The sequence below is a fragment of the Mucilaginibacter myungsuensis genome (assembly GCF_015222005.1).
GTDB classification, from domain to species: domain Bacteria; phylum Bacteroidota; class Bacteroidia; order Sphingobacteriales; family Sphingobacteriaceae; genus Mucilaginibacter; species Mucilaginibacter myungsuensis.
Genome location: NZ_JADFFL010000004.1, coordinates 453,759 through 475,940 on the forward strand (window position 1 = coordinate 453,759; position 22,182 = coordinate 475,940).

Consider the following 22,182-nt stretch of genomic DNA (forward strand, 5'->3'; position numbering starts at 1 on the left):
TCAATTGCCCCGCTAAAATGTTAAAAATTGTTAAAACTTAAGGTGTTTTTGGTAAATAAATATCCTGTTACAAAGCAATAGCGCAACGCTACCGCCGTTAAGCAACCTTCGGTCGCCGGGCTGCGTCTTGTGTATACAAAACGGGGAAAAGTGTTGCAAATACACCAGTCTTACAACCACAGGTTGAGGAATTGCATCCCCGCAAATTTTCCTAATAATTCAAAACAGCCCACAACCAAGCGTTGTAATTGCGTTTTAGGCAAGTTGGTACCAAGTTTGACTAAGTATGATCAGATAACCATATAACCCCATGCATAAACTCCTGATAGTTGAAGACAGCCCTAAAGAACGTTTGATGTATCAACACGTGATCGACTGTTATCAGCTGTTTACCGGCAACCATCAAAGCCTTGGCAGTTGCGACAGCCTGAATTTTTTGAAACAATGCCAACAAAACCCAGTGAGCTGGCCCGACGTAATGCTGCTGGACCTGGACATGACCGAATCGTGCGGATGGAATTTTTTGGATGAGTTCGAGCGCTTGATGGCTACCATCCACAAAAAGGTCGACGTTTACATCGTATCATCTTCCATCAGCGGTGCCGACCAGCTACGCATTAGCAAAATGGCTTTTATCAAAGATCAGTTCTTAAAACCGGTAAGCCGCCATGCTTTATTAGCTTTGCATCAATTGTATGAGTGCTCGGGTGGAAAGATCGCGAGCTGATATTTGTCCTGATATAGTTTTACGATCTACGTGGCTCCGATGGAGCCTTTTGTGTTTTATGGCAGCGGAGCTATTAACACGTAATCCTGCTGGGATCGGTGGAGTTTTTTTTACCCTTATTTGTTCCTCACCTTCTCTCCTTTCAATATCGAATGATCTTTCTTCAAAGCACCATCCACGTAGATCCCGTCGAAATAACATTTAACGCCCGTGGCGATGGTCTGCTCCTCTACATTCTGTATGTGGAAATGCAGGTGCGGTTCGGATGAGTTGCCGCTGTTGCCGCAGAGGCCCAGCAGGTCGCCTTGCTTTACTTGCTGCCCTTGTTTCACCGCTATACTGAACTGCTTAAAATGCATCAGCACCAGATACTCGTTATTCACGGTTCTGATCACTACCGAATTACCCGGACCGTAAGCCAGGTTCAACATACCGGGTTTATTGTCTTTAATGCCGTCTACAGCTAACACTATTTCGCCATCGCAGGGCGCTAACAGTTCTTTGCCGAAGGCATAATAGTCGGGATTGGTCCGGCCGCCATTTTTGAAGGTTTTGCCGGATGAGCCTTTAATGAACACATCGAAGGCGTTCTTTAGATCAGGATAGATGATGTGGTAGTTCTGCTCTTTGGTATCGCCGCCCCAAAACACATCCCATTCGCCTTTAAAAGGGAGCATCAGTTTGGTGGCGTTGCGTTTGATGACGGGCAGATCACTATCCTTATACGGGAAAACATATAGCCCAAATATCTGCTCGCGCTCTTCATCCACCGCCAGCCTGATGGTCCAGGTACCGCGCTCGCATTGGGCTTTGTAAATGGCATACAACCCTTCTAAACGGACGAACTCGCGCGAGTTGATCTTACCCGCCCGTTTGTTAAAGTCGGTAAAGTAATCGGTAGCCTTATCGAACGGGAAACCATCTTTCATGGCCGGGGTAAAAAGGTTGTAGACCGCCCGATAAGCCCCGCCGTTGTAGTAGTTGGTAAAAGCTTCGGTCACCTTTTTCAAAGCCGAGGTCTCATAATATTGCGCCCGCGCACTGAAGGCGATGCCGGCAAAAGCTATCAGGATGATCAGTTTTTTCATTGGATAAGGTATCGACGGCCTGACGCAGAAAGCAAGCAGTATCGATGAATTGTGTTTTTGAGATCGGTTTGTTTCAGCGGTCGCTGATGATATCAAATATACAAAATAAAAACCTTACTAACAAATTTAGTTTTACTTTTCCTTATTCCTGATCAACTCATTCTGCACCGGCGAGTAGTCGGTTTTAGGCTGCCCGCTCACTACGATGTTGTCGAAATAGCTTTTCACGCCCGTGGCCTCGGTCATATCCTCCAAATTCTGGATGTGGAAATGCAGGTGCGGTTCGGATGAGTTACCGCTGTTACCACACAGGCCAAGGGTGGTGCCTGTCTTTACCACGTCGCCTTGTTTTACCTTGATGGTGTTCTGTTTAAAGTGAGCAAAGAACAGGTACTCGTTAGCGGCGGTCTTGATGACCACGGTGTTACCAGGAACATAGATCGGGTTCATTTTGCCGGGCTTGTTATCCTTCACGCCGTCAACAACCAAAACAACTTCTCCGGCGGATGGCGCCAATATTGGCTGACCGAAAGCGTAAAAATCCTCGTTAGTTTTACCATCGGTTTTAAATGACTTGCCTGTTTGCCCTTTGATCAGCAGGTCGAAGGCGTTCTTTTGGGCGCGGCTTTCTACGTGGTAGTTCTGCTCTTTGGTGTCGCCACCCCACACCACGAACCATTCGCCTTTAAAGGGCAGGCTCAGCTTGGTAGTGTTGCGCTCCAGTTTAGGGCCGGAGTTATCTACATACGGCCCGGCGAACATACCGTTCACTTTGCCCTCGTTATCCACAGAAAGGCGCAAGGCCAGTATGCCTTTCTCGAACGTGGTTTTGTACGTAGCGTAGCTATTGGTATATCCCACAAATTCGCGCTTGCTGATCTTACCCATCTGGGCGCGTAACCCTTTTATAAATTCGGTAGTTTTTGGCAGGGGTAAGGCTACAGCCGTGGCCGGCGAATACATATCAAAGATGCCCTGCACATCGTCGGCATTAAAAAATTTCTCAAAGTTATCGCCGACCGTCTTGTTAGCGGGCTTTTCGGTCTGCGCGTAGGCGGTAGTAAAACCGGTCAGGAACAGAACGAGACACAGGATGTTTTTCATAAGCGTTTGGATATTTGCGCTAAGTAAAGCATTTAGCGCATCACAACCAAAAGGAATAGAAGACCATCTGCTTAGAACGGCAGGCCGATACCGAAGTTCAACTGCATAAAGTTGTACGAGTCTCCGTTGGTAACTTGGTAGCGCTTTTTAAAATCACCGTTCCTGAACAACTCGTTACCGTGGCGGAATAGTACCCACTGCTCGGATCCGCTGAACTGCGGATCTTTCACCTTAAAGGCCGCATCCAAACGGAACACGAAGAAGGTCAGGTCGAAACGCAGACCCGCACCGGCGCTTAACGCGGTAGAGTTAAAGAAGTTAGCAAAACTGAATGTGCCACCCGGACTTTCGACCTGATCCTTTAAGCGCCATACGTTACCAAAGTCGGCAAAGAGCGCGCCTTTTAGTTTGGTGCCAAAAAAGTTGTCGGCCAGTTTAGATCGGTACTCCACGTTGCCTGTAAATTTCACCTCGCCAAATTGGTCCAGATATTTTAAACGGGCACGGGTATTGGTATCGGCATAGTAGGCACGGTTAAAATTACCCGGACCAAGCGTACGCGGCAACCATCCGCGGATGTCGTTAGCGCCGCCAGCATAAAAGTTCTTCTCGAAGATAAGCAGATCGCTGTTGCCGTAAGGCACACCCATCCCCACGTTAGCACGGAACACAAACTGGCGCTCGCCACCCACATTACGGTACAGGCGATAGTCAACCTCGGCTTTGGTGTACTGGGCAAAGGTATGGCCGAATGCCTTACGCTGCCCCAAAGTATCACGCTGGGTGTTTAATACTTTGGTAGCCAGGCTCATGCTGTTACCGCCTACATCCACAGCCCCTCTAAAGTAATGGAAACTGCCCACCGAGTTAAGGATATCGGCATTTACCTGATAAGTGTATTGGCTACCCGTGGTAAATATGGTACGCCCGATAAGGTACACGTACGAGTACAGGTTGCGCGATAACAAAGCCTCTCTTGCCGTAGGGTCGATAGAGCCGGACGAAAACTCAACATTGATCGGCGTTACCGTGTGTACCTTATGCGATGTCTCGAAGAACTGGTAACTTAACGAGTTGACAAAACTTTGCCGGGTGACCAGGTCTTTTTGATAGAAGTGCGAATAGTTGGTAGAGAATATGGTATGAGGTACCCCGTACTTGCCCAAAACAGGGATCTTAAATGGCACCACCAGCCTCGGAATGGCCAGGTTGACACCGATCTTAAAATCCTGGTTAAGGATGGCCTTACCCTGCCCCCCGTTATCAAATAACACGCTCCAGTTAAACTTGATCTGCAAGATCTCGGCCCGGCGGAAAAGGTTACGATCTGTAAAGGTGTTACCCAGGTTATAGCCGTACTTGCCACCCGCAAAAATGAACTCGCCCTCAACACGGTCGCTCATTTTCTTTAGCGGGACAATATCGATGCGGGTATTCAACCGTAAGCTACTGTCAGCCAGTTTCTCGTAAACGGGGTTAGGCACGTTACGGAACACGTTCAACTCGGACAGGCGCGTAGTAGTAAGCGACTGTTGTTTAATATCGTATATATCGCCCTTCTTTTGAAAGATATAGTTCGTTACCGCTCTTGGGTCGAATTTGCGCGAGTGATCCACAAAACGGAACTGCGAGTCTACCTGCAAGGTATCGGCCTTGATGGTATCGCGCGGGTTGCTATTGGCAATTGTGATCAGCGTGTTATTGATGCGGTACAGGTTGTGCTTACCGTTTGACGGTGCACCAATGATCATCTTAATATCTACCACCGAATTACTGAAAGTAGTATCCACATTATAATTGATGTACTGGCGGTAAAAATCATAATAACCGTGCTCTTTCATCAGCATGTAGATCACATCACGATCATAGGTCAAACTATCCGAATCGAAACGGGCGCCGGGCTGGATGTGCGAGAACTCCTTGCGCCTGTCGCGGTAGATATTGCGCATGTTATTGCTCACGATGCTATCCTGAAACTTACGTATGCGGAACATCGGCCCCTCGGTAGCGGTAAATGTAAGGTGGGCTTTTTTATTCTTAACGCTGATGGAATCGGTCACCTTGGCTTTAAGATACCCCTTGTTCTTTAAAAACTTCTCTATCTGCAGGCGCGAATATTCTACCAGCGAGCTATCCAGTATGGCAGGTGGTTCGCCCACGTCGTTCTTACCGTTCTTGCTAAAAGTGTAGTACAATTGCAGGTTAAGCCAGTTGTTGGGCTGCTGTTGTTTATCAACATAAGCGGGGACGGCGTCGGCAAACTCTTTATCTACGCCATTTATAGTAACTTTGCGCACAATGGCTTCGTTAGGTTTCAGGCGGCGGGTAACGCTGCAGCCTGCGATTAGGAAGACCAGCAGAATAGTTAATATTGTAAAGCTTTTATGTTTTAGATCGGTATATGCCTTCAAAGTCTCAGATCAGTTTAATTAAATCCTTACAACATAAAAAGTTTCGCAATGTTCATGGCCTGTTCATTGCCGAGGGACTAAAATCGGTAGCCGAATTTATCACTTCGGGATACACCGTCCAAACCATCTATCATACGGCCAATGTCGCCCCAAAATTGCTGAAATTATCCGCAAAAATAAATTTTCAGGAAGTTTCTTTGGACGACATTGCCAAGATAAGCAATTTAACTACTCCGCAAGAGGTTATCGCGCTGATAAAAACGCCGCAATGGCCTACGCTGAATGCCGGGCTGCTTAAAAATAAATTCGCCTTGGCGCTTGATGGCATACAGGACCCCGGCAATATGGGTACGATCATCCGTACGGCAGATTGGTTCGGTATCAAACATATCATCTGTTCAGAAGATTCTGTCGACGTGTATAACCCCAAGGTGGTGCAGGCCACCATGGGTTCGCTGGCGCGGATGAATGTGTACTATACTGATCTGGAAGCCATTATCCCGCAATTGAGTGTCCCTGTTTACGGCGCTTTATTTAACGGACAAGATATTTATCAGACACCTTTCAAGACCGAAGGACTGGTGGTGATGGGCAACGAGGGAAATGGCATACGCCCTAATATCGAGCGGCTTATCAAAACACCGGTAACCATCCCCGGGGCGGGTAACACCGAATCTTTGAACGTGGCAATAGCTACGGCGATCTTCTGCTCAGAAATATTTAGGGACAGATCTTAAATAAAGATTGACAGGTTGCAATTTATTATTACCTTTGCATTCCTGAAAAATGGTCGGGTGGCCGAGTGGCTAGGCAGAGGTCTGCAAAACCTTGTACAGCGGTTCGAATCCGCTCTCGACCTCGAGGTTAATATTTATATAAGAAATTATCATGGGCGTTACACGTTTAAAAAGAAAAGACAGAAGGAACAAAACTACCTCACGCTTAGAGGTACAGTTCTTAAAATTAGCTACCAACATCGAGATCGGTAGCCGTTCTGCTGAGTCGAAACACAGCCAGATCGTAAAAAACAATGCAGCTTTAGCTATCGCAGCTGGCAAGTAATTGTTATTACCAAGAGTTTAAGCCCTGCCGGTTACCCGGCGGGGCTTTTTTTGTATCCCATCACAAGCCGACGCACGCCTGTGGCGTGTGACAGATATTTCTTGCGCGTGTCGCGCCCTCGGTCATGAAGTTACACGAACCTCAGGCAGGCTCAAGCTTTGTAGCATCTTAATATAGCCGGGAAACAGTGCCGTAGGTACTGAACTTAAGTTGTGCACCTATGGCGCACGTTGATCGGCCGTTATTTTTCTACAAAGCTTTTGCGCCTAACGGTGCAGATGTTTTGGATTGCAAAATGATAAACCGTTTTGCATTTTTAGGAATGGAAAAAGAGATCAATAGTTTTTCATCTTTAAACGAGAAGCTGGCTTTCATCAACGGCTATCTAAATAGTATTGCTAATATTAACACCACTGCCAATAACGGGATGGAGCATTGGATAGTTGATCTTGGCTTGATCGAAGACAACATCGTTCATACAATAAAAAAAGGCATAAATGCTCCGACTTGGACATTTCGATCTGTTGAAATTTCGGACTGGCAGAAAGTGATCGAAGATGAATGCATTTTCTTTTTTTCAAATATATTGAGTGAAACACATGGCTCTTCGAAGCATTATTTAGACATGGAGAAAAATTATCACCCTATCGAAAAATATGATCCTGCTGCTCAATTAAAATACTTTATAAAAATAATTGAAGATCTACTTTCATCCTTCAAATTGAGATCAGCTTACAAAATTGAAATTGATTGGGGGCCTGAAAGATATAGTGATGGACCATATTTTGCTCATGGCGAAAGCAATTTTGCTTTTCAGATCGGATCGAACCATCTGTTATATTTACATTTAGGAGCTTCTGATTGATCCGATAATAAAACAAGCCCTCTAACTGGCATGATCATGCCGTAAAAGACAAAAGCGTTGGGGGTACCCGTGACCTGACCGAGAGCAAAGGCTAAAAAAAAGTTATAAGAACTTGTCATTGCGAGGAACGAAGCAATCGCGAATAAGCAGAGCCGCTCTTTGGGTGTGCGATTGCTTCGTTCCTCGCAATGACAAGTTCCTTTACAGCAAAAGGATCCCCCCAACTACCCGATTATGTAGTAAAGCCAAAAGCGTCCCCTATTCTCTCCCCCCTACTCGTTCTTCAAACTTTTTACCGGGTTTACCATGGCGGCCATTAGTGCCCTGGAACTAATGGTAAGCAAGGCGATCAGCACCGAGGCCAATCCGCCCGCGGCAAATAGCCACCAACTTATACTAATGCGGTAAGCGTAGGCTTGTAACCATTGATGCATGTAATACCAGGCTATGGGCGCGGCTATCACGAAGGCGATGCCTACCAGTATCACAAACTCTTTGGAGAAAAGAATAACGATGCTACCGGTACCCGCGCCAAGCACCTTGCGGATACCGACCTCTTTTACCCGCTGCACGGCCATAAAAGATGCCAGACCATACAGGCCCAGGCAGCTTAAAAATATAGCGATGCCGGCAAAGATCTTGTACAGACCGGCCAGCTGATCTTCCTGCTGATAAAACCCAGCTATCTTATCATCCAAAAAACGGTACTCGTACACCAGATCGGGCAGGGCTTGCTCAAATACTTGTTTAACGCTATTAAGGGTTGATGCTATGTTGCTTGTTTTAAGCTTGATACTCGCCTGGGTGTACATGGTGATGTTGGTGGCCATCAGCAACGGCGCTAGGCCATGCTTTAAAGAGCGGTCGTTAAAATCTTTTACTACACCAATTACGGGGCATTTGATCACGCCATCCCAAATGCTTATCTCCTTACCCAGGATATCCTCGGGCCGCTTAAAACCTAAACTTTTCACCAGCGACTCGTTCACCAAAAACTCCTTGGTAAGACCGGATGCCTTCAAATTTCGCCCGGCTACTAATTGCAGTTTATAGGTGCTGATATATTTTTCGTCGGCAAATTTAGTGATCGCTTTAATATCGCCCATGTTACTGTTCCCGCTTAGCTTTACGTTGCTCCACTTATCATTGGCGTTCTCTATGGGCGTGTTAGAACTGTAGCTTACCGCTTGCACCCCATTCACGGCTAAAACACCGTTACGCAGATAGCTTAGCCTGCTCGCCGTGAGACTATCGATACGGAATGGCACGTTTACGATCGCGTCCTTATCAAAGCCAAGGGGCTGCCCCATAAAATGGTCCATCTGCTTTATAATGACCAGTGTGGCAATGATGAGGGCCTGTGCTATCACAAATTGAAATACCACCAAGCCCCGCCTTAACGATACGCCCCCCGGCGCCCGGGCAAGGGCTTTACTTTTCAACGCATTCACCGGGTTGGCGCCAGATAATACTGCCGAGGGATAAAGTCCGGCAAGTAGCGTCACTACCATGGATACCACCAACAGGAACGACAGCACCCGGCCACCGATAAGCAAATTAGGGGAAAGGGATAGTTGCAGCAATTGGCCAAGGGATGGCAAAGCAATGCCCGCAACGCCTACGGCAACCAGCATGGCCAAGGCCACGATCAGGAATGTTTCGACCATAAATTGCCAGCGCAACTGTGATCTGTTGCTGCCCAACACTTTACGCACGCCAACCTCCTTAGCCCGGTTAACAGCTTGCGCTGTAGACAGGTTCACAAAATTAACACAAGCGATCAGCAGGATAAAAGCACCTATCAGCCATAACACGTTGATCAGACTATGGCCTATCGCCTTGTTACTGTAGTTGCCCGTAGCCGCGTCAAAATGGACCGAACCCAGGGGCTGCGCGATATGGATATCTTTGTTATCAGCCCTTTTTACCTTGTGCGAGTAGGCCTTTAACTGCTGCTGAAAACGATCGGCAGGTGTACCGGCCGATAACAGCATATAGCAACCATAACCGATCACGGTCTCGTTAAGGTCGGTAGATCGGGATAAAAATTCTCCTGTAAACCCGGTACCGTAAGATACTACGATCTTTACCTGAAGATCGGTATTGGCAGGCGGGTTCTCCAGAATGCCCGATACCTTCAGTATATCGTTACCATGCTCAAACATATAGCCGCCCATTTGCAGTTTAATGGTCTTGCCCATCGCGCTCTTCCAATCGCCAAAATACTTTTCGGCAATAGCCTTGGTCAACAGCACATGGTCGGGATCTTTTAACGTATTGTATGATCCTGCCAGTAAAGGCAGATCGAACATTTTAAAGAACGATGGCGTGGTATAGAACAGGCCTTGTTGCTCGTTGAAAGCCTTCTTGGTATCGCCCTTATCATCCAGCACAAATAGCTGATCGTTATGACTGCTAAAAATGGGGGCTATCTCCTCTATATCGGGGAAGGCGGCCTTAAGTCTTTCGGGCAGGGCAAAGGGCAGATCGTGGCCGGTATAGGCAGCGCCCGTCTCCATGTGGTGTTCGGTCAGCAGGCGATAAACACGGTCTTTTTTAGTATGGAAATCATCAAAACTGGTGTGGTGCTGTATCACTATAAATATCAGCATACAAACGGCAATGCCTACTGCCAGCCCGGCAATGTTGATAGCCGCGTAACCTTTATTACGCGACAGGTTGCGGCGCGCGATCTTAAAATAATTCTTGAACATAAAATTGCGTTTAAGTTTTGGCGACGACCATTTAGGTGCGGTCGATCGGTCCAAACTTAACTGCTCATGGTCGGTCAACTTGCCCAAATTATAAGATGACTGCTCTTTTTTGTGTTCATTTTTATATTCCTGCGGACTTTTACCTGTCACCTGTTTAAAAATACGGTTAAAGCTGCTTTGCGAGTTGAAACCGCACTCGTATGCTATCCCCAGCAGGGTGAGGTGATCATAAGCCGGGTCGCGCATTTTGTTGATGGCTGCCCGCACACGGTATCCGCTGATCAGATCGGTAAAACTTTTCTTCAGCACGGTATTAATGATGCGGGATAGTTCATGCGTATGCATGTCCAGCTTTTGGGCAAGGGAACCAAGATCAAGGTCGGGGTCTTGGTAATAACCATGAAGCTTTATCTCGTTCTTTAACCAAGATGCTTTTTGCCTAAGATCGCTCGATAATAGTTTTGTAGGCACCTGCGGGATATCCGCTAATAATGTTGACGAGCTTAAGCAAGTACGCGCCGCCAGCCAGATCATTACCGACATTAGTAACAAGTAAACAGTAAGGTAAACCCGCGCAACTAACTGACCGTGGTAATAAATATGATCAGCTACTACGACAACGATCAGTAATGACCACAACACGGTCAGCGCCGTTAATAAACCTTGCAACCAGCGCATGCCATGTCGGTACCGGTCGCCGTCATTAAATTTTTGGCGACGATAGAAACCGGCGATCAGCAAGTGGCATTTAAAAAGATAAGCGCTGACAGAAATAAGCGTTAATAAGTTGAAAACATCGTTGGTATAGGTTGAACGGTCAAGCGCTATTATCTGTAATGGTAATTGAAGAACAACAGTAACCAAATGAAACAGATCCCTTAGCTGCGATCTATAGCCCGGCCCGGTAACATGCAGAACGTAAAAAAACAGCAAAGGACCGATAGCCAAAGAGATCGATAACGGTAGCCGGCAGTCTAAGCCAATATCTTTTAATAAAACATCAGCCATTAGCAGTACCGAAACCGCTACTAAAGCAGCCAAAAACCTTTCCGCGATACGGTTTTGCCCTTTCCTTAACCATAGTAAAAACACGAAGGTCAGCCCGACAAAACACATCCCAATGCAAAGCGCATGGTAAAAGGTGATATGTAAAGTGTATGCGGTCAAACTATTACAAGGGTCTGGATGAACGGATCAACAAGATAGGCATTCGTCCACCGAAAATCATCTTTACGCTGCATATTCTGCAAACGGTTAAGTTGAGTCCCCTTTCTAAAGTGAAACACTTGGTGATCACGACTTGCACGCTTCGAAAACCTAGTCGCAAAACACCCCAAGCAATCGTAATTATACCGTTCATGATCGTTCACGGCCAAAATTTTCGAAAAACAAAAATTATCTTTGATTATCAACAAGTTACCAACATCGTTCACAAAGCCTTGTTCACGGCATAAAAAATCCATACTGATTATCAAATGGTTACGCACTTCACATAGCACTTGTTCACGCGTGAACGATAAGGGTGTGGTGGTCTCGACTCATCGACACATCCACCCCATTCATCGATACAAATTCCACCCAATAATTCACTTACCTACATTTACATCATAACAGAGGATGGTACCCTTACCATCCGATTTTGTGATAAGGTTTAGGTTGAAGACCCTCTGGCGGCGAGCGCTCAGAGGGCTTTTTTATGATACTGAACCGACACTCGGCGCAAACATTTACCCCTATTTTGCCTTTTAAGTGGAAGGAATGGCCGCTAAGGATACAGTTTTCAGATACTCGGTTAAAGGGAAGATCATTTTTACTACATTGGCAGCGTGCGTGGCGCTGTTCTTAGCGTGGGTGACTTTGCGCGGCGCTTTCCGCGAGACGCTGGTGGCTGTCGACAATATCTCGGCCCCTAATACCAAACTACGACTGGTGAATGAATTGAGCCGCCGCATAGCCCGGCTGGACCAGTTCAAAAGTTCGGAGATGCTGAGCGACCCGAACGAATACTACTCGTTTTTTACGGAGACCAAGAAACTCATAGCCCTGATAGACACCCTGCAAACCGCCTACGCCGGCGACACGGTACAGACCGCCCGGGTAAAGTCGCTCAAGAAGTTCCTGAAAGATCGTGATAACCTGTATATCGATTACCTGAAAGTACGCGAAGGACTTGTGATGAACCAGACCTTCTCAGATCAGGTAAAACTGCTTAATAAGCTGGTAGATAGCAGCGCCCGCGAGACCGACAGTACTTTCACCACCACCCAAAAAAAGACATCTACCACCATCACCCCCACCGAGGTGACCGATACCGTAGAGGATAACCGCGGCTTCTTTGCGCGACTGTTCGGCAAAAAGCAGCAACAGGCTAAAAAGGCGGCTTACAAGGTAGTGGATGAAGAGTTGCATATCGACCTGGACACCGTCACCACGGCCAAACAACTGGAGATACTGAAAGGCATGGGCGAGACCATGCGCCGGTTAGAAGAGAACCAGCAACGCCGCAGTCGCCAGTTCGTGACCAAGGAGGCTACCCTTAACCGTGCTAATGATAGGTTGGTGAAACGGATCATCAGCATCCTGACCCAAGTGGAGAATGAGGCTGTAGCTCAAGCAGCCATCAACAACAATGCAGCCAAGGCTATTGTAAGTTCGAGCGTGGATAAGGTGCGGTACATTGTAGTGGCGTTCATTCTGCTGACGGTGATCCTGCTCTACTTTATCCTAAGGGATATATCGCGAAGCAACCAACACCGCGAAGAAATAGAAGAAGCCCGCGACCAGGCCGAGAACTTTGGATTGGCCAAGCACCGTTTCCTAAGCAATATGAGCCATGAGTTGCGTACGCCTCTGCAGTCTATCATTGGCTATACCGAGCAGGTGATGCATCAGGCTAAACCTAATAAAAAGGACATAGAGGTGATCCACCGCTCGTCTGAACATTTGCTGCATATCGTTAACGAGGTACTGGACCATAACCGCATCGTATCGGGTAAGCTGACATTCAATAACCAGCCCTTTGATATGAAGGAATTGCTGGACGAGGTGATAGCTGTACTGCAACCACAGGCAACGGCAAAAGGCATCGAACTATTGACCAATTATGACGACCTGCCTGATGACTATGTGGAAGGCGACACCTTCCGCCTGAAACAGGTGCTGTATAACATCATCGGCAATGCCATCAAATTTACCGATGATGGTGAGGTGAAACTACAGGTCACGCATAACGCCGTCCAAAAGCTGAACTATATTTTTACCATCAGCGATACCGGCGTGGGCCTGTCCGATGATGATGCCGCTAAGATCTTTAACGAGTTTGAGCAAGCCGACGGTCAGGATGCGGCCCATTTAAAAGGCACAGGTTTAGGGCTGACCATTAGTAAGGCCCTGATAGAAGAGCAAGGCGGGAATATCGGCCTAAAGAGTGTATTGGGCGTGGGCAGTACGTTCACCTTTAAACTTGGCTTTAAAACAGCAGAAGAGCAAGCGCAGATCGCCTCTGTAAAACCATCCGCCAAAGCCAACAACACAGCCGACTTTAAAGTTTGGGTAGTGGATGACGACCGAGTGATCCTTGACCTGTGCAGCGCCATCCTGAAAAACAATGGTATCAAACACCGCTGTTTCAATTTCCCGATGGAGGTGTTGGATACGCGCATAGACCCTGACGTAAAATACATCCTGCTGGATATGCGCATGCCCGGCCTTACCGGTCCGGAGTTGTGTAAACGCCTGCGCAAACGCGTGGCGCCCGATGTGACCATCTATGCACTGACCGCCCAGGTATTGCCCGACGAACGAGAGAGCATCCTGAACGAAGGTTTTGATGGCCTGATCATGAAACCATTTAGGCAGCAAGAGTTATTAGAGATATTTAGCAAGCACCCCGTGAAAGCCATGCCCGCCGAAAAGATAGACCTAAGCAAAGTAGAAAAGATGACCTTTGGCGACGCTGACCAACTAAAGATGATCTTAGAGAGATTTGCCCAGGATTGTACAGCCGACACTGCCGAGCTACAACAATGCGTAAAGCAGGACGACACGGATACCGGCTCCCTGATCGTACACCGCCTGGCAGGCCGCACCGCGCAAATTGGCGCCAACGAGTTAGCGGCAGAGTTAAGGATGTTGGAAAAAGACCTGACCGATAAGAGGCAAAGCTATAAACGGGTGAACGGCAGGCTGGATAAGCTTATCATCCGCTCTAATAACTTGGTAAAACAGATACGCACGGAATACCTTGATAAGACGGAAGCCTAACTATCTATCCCATACCGCTCTATCTTGGCGTAAAGCGTCTTACGGTCGATATTAAGCAATTTTGCCGCTTTAGATTTATTGAATTTTACCTTGACCAACGTTTTTTGGATCAGTTCCTTCTCGTTCACCTCGTTCACCATTTTAAGATCGGTGCCGGGATCGCTGAATGTGGCGGATACCGTCGCGGTCATTTCTTCGGGCAGCGAGGTTTCGTCGGCAATGGTAGATGTGGTCAATAACACCATCCGCTTGATGACATTTTTCAATTCGCGCAAGTTACCGGGCCAATCGTATTGCTTTAATATCTTTTTGGCCGATGGCAGGATGTTCTTCACGTTACGGCCAAGTTCTTTGTTGGACAGGGCGATGAAGTGGTCAATAAACAGGTCCAGGTCATCCTCGCGCTCGCGTAGGGCTGGTATTTGTATCTTAAATTCGTTCAAACGGTGATAAAGATCTTGACGAAAATCGCCATTGGCTACGCTTTCGGCCAGGTCATCATTAGTAGCCGATATGATGCGCACGTTCACCGGGATGGTTTTGGTGCTGCCTACGGGCTGAACGGTCTTCTCCTGTAAAGCGCGTAATAACTTCACCTGCACTTCGTAACTCAGGTTGCCAACCTCATCTAAAAACAGCGTACCACCATCGGCTACTTCAAAAACACCCTTCTTATCCGTGATCGCTCCTGTGAATGATCCTTTGATGTGACCGAACAGTTCGCTTGCGGCCAATTCTTTAGATAGCGCCCCGCAATCTACGGCAATAAAGGTCTTGCCCTCGCGCTTGCTTAATTGATGGATCGTGCGGGCAGTATTCTCTTTACCCGTACCGGTCTCGCCCTGGATAATGACCGACATATCGGTCGGCGCAACAATATCTATAAAGTTATAAAGTTTGGTTGCCAGCTCACTTTCGCCTTTGATAAACGCGGGGATGCCTGCCGGCTTATCCGCTGCCGTATCGTCAGTTTGCTCTAACGCGCTGCCAATGATCATCATCAACTCATCGGGGTTAACAGGCTTGGTGATATGATCAAATGCTCCCGCACGCATACTCCGTACAGCGGTGCGCACATCGGTAAAGCTGGTCATAACTATCGCAGGGATCTTAGAGCCATTCTCGCGGGCTTTGCTTAACACATCCAGGCCTACACCGTCGGGTAAGCGGTGGTCCAGCAGCAACAGGTCGAATTGCTCGGTCTCGAGCATCCTGATGCCATTCTTAACGTTATTTACCGCCGTTGCGGCGTGGCCTTTTTTGGTCAGGAAGCCCTCCAGCAATTGGGCAAAGGTGGTATCGTCTTCAACAAGCAGTATTCTCGCCATAGTGTTCTTCAAGGAGCAGATATAGCAAAAATACAAAAGCCGGGATGATAGTCCCGGCTTTTGTATCGCTTAATTTAATTTTTTTGACACAGCGACCATCATTTTAACTTAAAGTTGGTCACTGTTGCCCAAGCTCACCAATTATTTGTTCCTTAGGGTAGGTGGGGTTTTCTTAGTGGTATCGGTCTTAGTTTTCTTGGTAGTGTCTTGCTTTTGTTTCTTAGTGGTGTCCTGAGTTTGAGCGTAAACACTGCCGAAAGATATCGCTGCTAAAGCGATCATTGCCATTAACTTTTTCATATTGCTATTCTGTTTATTTTTGATAAATGTATTCAGTTGAAATATTGGCCGGCTCTACATTTAGATCCGGCCGTCGGCTCCAAGCCCTTATTTTTTGAATTTAAAAGTTGGAGGGGTTTTCTTGCTGGTGTCTTGTTTTTCTTTCTTAGTGGTATCTTGCTTTTTCTTAGTTGTGTCCTGAGTTTGCGCATAAACACTTCCGAAAGAGATCGCTGCTAAAGCGAACATTGCTATTAACTTTTTCATATTGTTTTTCTGTTAAGTATGATTGGATATATCGAATAACGATGCCAATTGGCACACTATTGATAAAACACATGATTATCAGGAGGTTATAATTTATAGCCGATTTTGGCATTGGGGATGATGTCCACAGGTTGTGGGGAGGCTGGGCAGGATGAGGAGATAAAACGGTTTTATCCCTCATTCAGGGAAGGGTATGATTGGTCGGTGTGTGGTGGCAGGGACAGGTTCACCACTTAGCATATCGGCTAACCTCTCCCTGCATTTGCGCGCATTCCCGTCTCACCCCTTCCCAAGGAGGAAATTGGAAAATGATGCCTAAATTACTTCAACAACGCCTTATTGATCCTACCGATCAATCCCGGACCTTCATAAATAAAACCGGTGTAAAGCTGCACCAAAGACGCCCCTGCAGTGATCTTATCCAAGGCGTCCTGCTCAGAATGGATTCCCCCTACCCCGATGATCGGGAACGAACCTTTAGACTTTTGGTGTAAATAAGCGATCACCTCGGTAGAACGTTGCGTTAATGGTTTACCGCTTAGCCCGCCAACTTCCTCTTTAGCATCACCAAGAGTTTGCAGACCTGTACGACTAATGGTAGTATTAGTAGCGATCACACCGGCGATATGGCTCTCCTGCACGATCTCTACAATATCATCCAATTGCTCATCGGTAAGATCAGGAGCTATCTTTAATAGGATAGGGCGCGATACGCCGTTCTTAATATTACGTTGCTGTAAGGTATTAAGGATATTTAGCAAGGGTTCTTTCTCTTGCAAAGCACGCAGACCCGGTGTGTTGGGCGAGCTTACGTTCACCACAAAGTAATCTACCACATCAAATAGTTTGTCGAAGCATTTTACGTAATCACTTACGGCATCCTCATTAGGGGTTACCTTATTTTTGCCGATGTTGCCTCCAATGATCACGCGTTGTTTGGCATGATCCGCACTTGCACGATAGGCTTTGATACGCTCGGCTACTACATCTACCCCATCGTTATTAAAACCCATGCGGTTGATCAGCGCTTCGTCCTTAGGCAGGCGGAACATCCTTGGTGTGGGGTTTCCGCCCTGTGGTAATGGCGTAACGGTACCTGTCTCCACAAAGCCGAAGCCAAGGTTAGCCATCTCTTTGACCATCAAACCGTTCTTGTCAAAACCGGCGGCAAGTCCTACGGGGTTCTTGAATTTCAGTCCAAAAACCTCGCGCTCTAAACGGACATCTTCGATCAGCCAAACGGCCTTGCTGATACCTGCTCCACCGGGGATATTGTTCAACAGGCGCAAACCATCGGTCACAGCGTGGTGTACTTTTTCAGGGTCGAATTTAAATAGTATGGGCTTAAGAAGGGAGTACATGCCTGCAAAGTTAATTTTATTTGTTTTTAATAACCACCTGACAGGCTATAAGACAAAGAAAATCGTACAACGTTACTACATGCTTACTAAAAACATCGCTGAGCAAATTCGTCAACCGGATATTTTAACTATTTTTATCACACATCAAAATTGAACCAGTGTAATAAATCAGTTGTCCGTTCGTCTTATCGGTGTGATCGATAAAGATCAGTGAAATCAAGCTATGCATAAACTACTTTTAATATTTACACTTTGGACAGGCTTTTGGGCTGATAAATACCCTAAAAGCATTGTGGGCAAATGGGGTGCTGAAGATGTACAGCTTGGCGACGCTGCCAAAAACATGCCCCAGCAACAAAAAGATATGATGCTGATGATGGCCATGGCAATGTTCGCTACCGCGACGTTGGAGTTCAAAGCCGATCATTCGGTAAACATCACTGCTGATATGCCCAATGTACCTAAAGGCGGCAAATGGGAATATGATGCCAGCAAAGGATTGATCACCGTGACCGGCGCACCGAATAAAGAAGGCAAACCACAAATACTGCTGATCACCGCTACCGAAAGATCGGGCCAGATCTTTTTCCAGATCGCTAAAACGCCGATGGTATTGACCATGGTGAGGAAGAAGTGAGGAAGGTGAAAGGTGAAAGGTGAAAGGTGAAAGGTGAAAGGTGAAAGGTGAAAGGTGAAAGGTGAATAGTTAGCGCTGATCACTGCAAAGATCCTTCATTTTTGAGCTTTAAAACCAAGAGATGACCTTTCGCCTTTGACCTTTATCCTTTCACCTTAAAAAGCGTACCTTTGCGGCCAAATGATCGCTATAAATAATCTGACGTTCGAGATAGGTGCACGCGCTTTGTATGATGAGGCTAACTGGCATATTAAACCCGGTGAAAAGATCGGTTTGATCGGGGCCAACGGTACCGGTAAGACTACCCTCCTGAAAATAATTGTAGGCGATTACAAGCCAACATCGGGCACCATATCTATGGCTAAGGATCTGACCATGGGTTACCTTAACCAGGATCTGCTGTCGTACTCGTCAGATAAAAGCATCGTTCACGTGGCGATGGAGGCCTTTGAGCGCCAAAATCAACTGCACGACGAGATAGAAGTATTGCTGCATAAACTGGAAACAGATTATAGCGAGGAACTGCTGAACAAACTCAGCGATAAACAACACGAATTTGAGGCGCTTGATGGTTATAACATCGAGTACAAAGCGTTAGAGATATTGGCCGGTCTTGGTTTTAGCGAGGCCGACCGTCACCGTAAGCTAAGCACCTTTTCGGGTGGATGGCGTATGCGCGTGATGCTTGCTAAGATCCTGCTACAAGCACCCGACATCCTGTTACTGGATGAGCCTACCAACCACCTGGACTTACCTTCTATCCAATGGTTAGAGGATTATTTGAAAGCCTTTACCGGCGCGATCATCATCGTATCGCACGATAGGTGGTTTTTGGATAAGGTGATCAACCGCACGGTCGAGTCGCGCAAAGGTAAGCTGAACGTTTACGCGGGCAATTATTCTTTCTATTTGGAAGAAAAAGCCCTGCGTGCCGAGATACAACGTGGCGAGTTCAAGAACCAGCAATCTAAGATCAAGCAGGAAGAGAAACTGATCGAGCGTTTCCGTGCCAAGGCATCTAAAGCCAAAATGGCGCAATCCCGCATCAAGATGCTGGATAAAATGGAACGTATAGATGACGTGGATGATGATAACCCTGAGGTTAACTTCAGCTTTAGATTCAGCAAGCCATCCGGCCGTCATTTGGTTCAGTTAGAGCATATCACAAAAAAATATCCGACTATAGATATATTGGAGGATGCCGAAGCGGTGATCGAAAAAGGTGACAAGATCGCGCTGATCGGTGCTAACGGTAAAGGTAAATCTACCGTGTTACGTATCGTGGCCGGTGCCGACAAAGATTTCACCGGTACCAAGATCGAAGGCCATAACGTAAGCCAAACCTTTTTTGCGCAGCACCAATTAGAGTCGCTGCATTTAGAGAGTCAAATATTACAAGAGCTCCAGGCTTTTGCGCCCAAACATACCGAAACTGAATTGCGGTCGATCTTAGGATCGTTCCTGTTCACCGGCGATGATGTTTTCAAAAAGATCAAGGTACTGTCGGGTGGCGAGAAATCGCGCGTGGCTTTAGCCAAAGCACTTACTGCTGATGCCAACTTTTTGGTACTGGATGAGCCTACCAACCACCTGGACATGGCATCGGTAAACATCCTGATCCAGGCTATCCAGCAGTACGAGGGTACGGTCATCGTAGTATCGCACGATAGGTACTTCCTTGATAATGTGGCCAACAAGATCTGGTTCATCGAAGACAAAAAAATAAAAGCTTACCCGGGCAATTATGCCGAGTACGACGAATGGCAAGCCAAACGTAAGTTAGAGCCTAAAGCCGCCACCGCCCCTCAACCTAAAAAGGAAGAGAAAAAGCCCGAGCCGGTTAAACAGCCTCAAACTAACGACACCAAGCAGCAACTAAAAAAGCTGAACCAGGATCTGGGCAAAATGGAAGACCAGATATCGGTATTGGAAAAAGACGTGAAAGTTTTAGAAGAAAAAATGGCTGACAGTGCCGTTTACAGCGATGCCAACAAGATGAAGGAAACCAAAGCGGCCTATCAGGCCAAGCAAGGTGAACTAAAGTCGTTGCAAGCTAAATGGGAGACATTGGCAGAGCAGATCATGGAGATGGAGGGATAAATTCTCCTACTTGTCATTGTGAGGAACGAAGCAACCGCGGATAACAGAGCGGTCTTGCAAAGTTCGCGATTGCTTCGTTCCTCGCAATGACAAAACAAAAATAAACAACCCAAACCTTGGCTAACACCGGCAACAAACTCACCATCGGCACCATCGCCGCAAACGGACTGATTCTGATCGGGGCCGGGCATGGCGTTGGGCCTTTGCTCGTATTGGAAATTATATTTTTGACTGGGGGATATGGCAGCTTGAATGAATTAAAATTTTCGATGACGGGTAGTTATAATAGCACCATTACAGCTGCTTGCCTTTTTTCTTTCATCGGTACTGTAACCTTATTTATTTCATTATTTAATGTACCGAAGTTGTACAGAGTGACCGGTATAGTTTCACTTTGGGTCGGATTTATCTATATAGTGCATTCTTTTTTTAGAGGGGATAACATCGCTGCATTTAGCTTTTGGACAGGCACACCATTCCTGGTCTGCTCTATGATACTGTTCGTCAAAACGATATTGAGCTACAAAGAACCATCTGCCGAATAATTGCACAGCTAACTGCAATACCTTACTTTTGCGCCAGATAAAAACATCCATACCCATGAGCAAGATCTGGCAAAAAACAACTGACGTTAACGCACTGGTAGAGAATTTTACCGTTGGCCGCGACCGCGAATTTGACCAGCAAATGGCTGCCTTTGATGTGCTTGGCTCGCTGGCGCATACCCGTATGTTGGAGAGCATCGGTTTGATGAGCGCCGATGACCTGACCGTTGTTCAAGCTGAGTTGAAAAGCATCTATGCCGATATACAGCAGAACGGCTTTATTATTGAAGACGGCGTAGAGGATGTACACTCTCAAATAGAATTATTGTTGACACGCCGCATTGGCGAGGCGGGTAAAAAGATACATAGCGGTCGTTCACGTAACGATCAGGTTTTGGTGGACCTGAAATTGTTCTTCCGTAATGAGTTGCAATTGGTAGTTGCCGAGATTAAAAGCTTGTTCGACCTGTTGCTAAGCCTGAGCGAGCAACATAAAGACGTATTGCTTCCGGGCTATACGCACTTGCAGGTGGCCATGCCGTCATCATTCGGTCTATGGTTCGGCGCTTATGCAGAGAGTTTGGCTGATGACCTGGAATTGATCTTGGCCGCATACAAGATCACCAACAAAAACCCATTAGGTTCCGCAGCGGGTTACGGTTCATCTTTCCCATTGAACCGTACCATGACCACCGAGTTATTAGGCTTTGGTGCTTTAAACCACAACGTAGTTTACGCGCAAATGGGTCGCGGTAAAACCGAGCGCATTATCGCGCAGGCATTATCGTCAGTTGCCGCAACGTTAGGCCGCATGGCGATGGACCAGTGCTTATACCTGAGTCAGAATTTTGCCTTTGTAAGCTACCCCGAGAACCTGACCACCGGCAGCAGCATTATGCCGCACAAAAAGAACCCCGATGTTTGGGAGATCATGCGTGGTAAATGTAATCGCTTGCAAGCCCTGCCTAACGATGTGGCTATGATGACCACCAATCTGCCATCGGGTTATCACCGCGAGATGCAATTGCTGAAAGAGCTGCTATTCCCGGCGTTTGCCGATCTGAAACAATGCCTGCACATGGCCAACTTTATGTTGCAGCATATCACCGTTAAGACCGATATCCTGACCGACCCCAAATACGCTTACCTGTTCAGCGTAGAGGTGGTGAACAACATGGTGCTGGCCGGCACGCCATTCCGCGATGCTTACAAGCAAGTTGGGTTGGATATAGAACAAGGCAACTTTAACCCTGAGAAAACAGTGAACCACACCCACGAAGGTAGCATCGGTAATCTGCATAATACACAGATCGCAGAGGCGATGGACGCGGTGTTGGAGCAGTTCAAATTCGAGCATGTGGAAGTAGCAATAGAAAAATTAGTAAAATAAAAACTAATTTTTTAGGTATGATATATAAACGCTAACTTGCT

General features: G+C 46.9%; 17 protein-coding genes and 1 tRNA gene. 10 read left to right on the top strand and 8 right to left on the bottom strand.

Going from position 1 to position 22,182, the window contains the following annotated elements:
• The first annotated feature begins 310 nt into the window (after window positions 1-310).
• On the top strand, window positions 311-727 hold the full coding sequence (locus tag IRJ16_RS13315) for a response regulator (RefSeq protein ID WP_194112088.1): 417 nt from the start codon (window positions 311-313) through the stop codon (window positions 725-727).
• Window positions 728-843: 116 nt separating this feature from the next.
• Here the strand turns inward: IRJ16_RS13315 and IRJ16_RS13320 are convergent, their stop codons facing one another.
• The 3 genes from IRJ16_RS13320 to tamL all read right to left on the bottom strand — a co-directional run bounded on the left by IRJ16_RS13320 (window position 844) and on the right by tamL (window position 5,330).
• Window positions 844-1,815 (bottom strand): peptidoglycan DD-metalloendopeptidase family protein, encoded by a 972-nt coding sequence (locus tag IRJ16_RS13320; protein WP_194112089.1) that lies wholly within the window; start codon window positions 1,813-1,815, stop codon window positions 844-846.
• A gap of 132 nt (window positions 1,816-1,947) precedes the next feature.
• Complete coding sequence (locus tag IRJ16_RS13325; RefSeq protein WP_194112090.1) at window positions 1,948-2,919, bottom strand: peptidoglycan DD-metalloendopeptidase family protein; 972 nt, start codon at window positions 2,917-2,919, stop codon at window positions 1,948-1,950.
• Between the two features lie 71 nt (window positions 2,920-2,990).
• Window positions 2,991-5,330, bottom strand: a complete 2,340-nt coding sequence (tamL, locus tag IRJ16_RS13330) for a translocation and assembly module lipoprotein TamL (RefSeq protein WP_194112091.1) — start codon at window positions 5,328-5,330, stop codon at window positions 2,991-2,993.
• Here tamL and IRJ16_RS13335 point away from each other — a divergent pair.
• The 4 genes from IRJ16_RS13335 to IRJ16_RS13350 all read left to right on the top strand — a co-directional run bounded on the left by IRJ16_RS13335 (window position 5,321) and on the right by IRJ16_RS13350 (window position 7,257).
• Window positions 5,321-6,067 carry a TrmH family RNA methyltransferase gene (locus IRJ16_RS13335; protein ID WP_194112092.1) on the top strand — a complete coding sequence of 249 codons (747 nt, stop codon included), beginning with the start codon at window positions 5,321-5,323 and terminating at the stop codon, window positions 6,065-6,067. The two genes, tamL and IRJ16_RS13335, sit on opposite strands and share 10 nt — an antisense overlap.
• Window positions 6,068-6,118: 51 nt before the next feature.
• Window positions 6,119-6,189 (top strand) — tRNA-Cys (locus tag IRJ16_RS13340).
• 29 nt (window positions 6,190-6,218) lie between these two features.
• Entirely contained in the window at window positions 6,219-6,392 is a 174-nt protein-coding gene (locus IRJ16_RS13345) for a spore protein (protein ID WP_194112093.1), read from the top strand.
• 220 nt (window positions 6,393-6,612) lie between these two features.
• Entirely contained in the window at window positions 6,613-7,257 is a 645-nt protein-coding gene (locus IRJ16_RS13350; protein ID WP_194112094.1) for a hypothetical protein, read from the top strand.
• 272 nt (window positions 7,258-7,529) lie between these two features.
• Here IRJ16_RS13350 and IRJ16_RS13355 read toward each other — a convergent pair whose 3' ends face one another.
• Window positions 7,530-11,138, bottom strand: coding sequence for an ABC transporter permease (locus tag IRJ16_RS13355; protein WP_194112095.1), 3,609 nt, complete (start codon window positions 11,136-11,138; stop codon window positions 7,530-7,532).
• A 591-nt stretch (window positions 11,139-11,729) separates the two neighbouring features.
• Here IRJ16_RS13355 and IRJ16_RS13360 point away from each other — a divergent pair.
• A complete protein-coding gene (locus IRJ16_RS13360; RefSeq protein ID WP_194112096.1) occupies window positions 11,730-14,234 on the top strand; it encodes a hybrid sensor histidine kinase/response regulator in 2,505 nt (834 codons plus the stop codon).
• Here the strand turns inward: IRJ16_RS13360 and IRJ16_RS13365 are convergent.
• The 4 genes from IRJ16_RS13365 to IRJ16_RS13380 all read right to left on the bottom strand — a co-directional run bounded on the left by IRJ16_RS13365 (window position 14,231) and on the right by IRJ16_RS13380 (window position 17,469).
• A complete protein-coding gene (locus IRJ16_RS13365) occupies window positions 14,231-15,562 on the bottom strand; it encodes a sigma-54-dependent transcriptional regulator (RefSeq protein WP_194112097.1) in 1,332 nt (443 codons plus the stop codon). The two genes, IRJ16_RS13360 and IRJ16_RS13365, sit on opposite strands and share 4 nt — an antisense overlap.
• A gap of 141 nt (window positions 15,563-15,703) precedes the next feature.
• The gene (locus tag IRJ16_RS13370; RefSeq protein WP_194112098.1) at window positions 15,704-15,862 is read right to left on the bottom strand and encodes a hypothetical protein; all 159 of its coding nucleotides are present in this window, start codon (window positions 15,860-15,862) and stop codon (window positions 15,704-15,706) included.
• Between the two features lie 87 nt (window positions 15,863-15,949).
• Complete coding sequence (locus tag IRJ16_RS13375; protein ID WP_194112099.1) at window positions 15,950-16,108, bottom strand: hypothetical protein; 159 nt, start codon at window positions 16,106-16,108, stop codon at window positions 15,950-15,952.
• Between the two features lie 320 nt (window positions 16,109-16,428).
• Window positions 16,429-17,469 carry a quinone-dependent dihydroorotate dehydrogenase gene (locus tag IRJ16_RS13380; protein ID WP_194112100.1) on the bottom strand — a complete coding sequence of 347 codons (1,041 nt, stop codon included), beginning with the start codon at window positions 17,467-17,469 and terminating at the stop codon, window positions 16,429-16,431.
• Between the two features lie 223 nt (window positions 17,470-17,692).
• Between IRJ16_RS13380 and IRJ16_RS13385 the strand changes: the two genes are divergently transcribed.
• From IRJ16_RS13385 to argH, 4 genes are all read left to right on the top strand, one after another.
• Complete coding sequence (locus tag IRJ16_RS13385) at window positions 17,693-18,106, top strand: hypothetical protein (RefSeq protein WP_194112101.1); 414 nt, start codon at window positions 17,693-17,695, stop codon at window positions 18,104-18,106.
• Between the two features lie 180 nt (window positions 18,107-18,286).
• Window positions 18,287-20,206 carry an ABC-F family ATP-binding cassette domain-containing protein gene (locus IRJ16_RS13390; protein WP_194112102.1) on the top strand — a complete coding sequence of 640 codons (1,920 nt, stop codon included), beginning with the start codon at window positions 18,287-18,289 and terminating at the stop codon, window positions 20,204-20,206.
• A 116-nt stretch (window positions 20,207-20,322) separates the two neighbouring features.
• Window positions 20,323-20,751 carry a hypothetical protein gene (locus IRJ16_RS13395; RefSeq protein WP_194112103.1) on the top strand — a complete coding sequence of 143 codons (429 nt, stop codon included), beginning with the start codon at window positions 20,323-20,325 and terminating at the stop codon, window positions 20,749-20,751.
• Between the two features lie 55 nt (window positions 20,752-20,806).
• Complete coding sequence (gene argH / locus IRJ16_RS13400) at window positions 20,807-22,141, top strand: argininosuccinate lyase (RefSeq protein ID WP_194112104.1); 1,335 nt, start codon at window positions 20,807-20,809, stop codon at window positions 22,139-22,141.
• The last annotated feature ends 41 nt before the right edge of the window (window positions 22,142-22,182 follow it).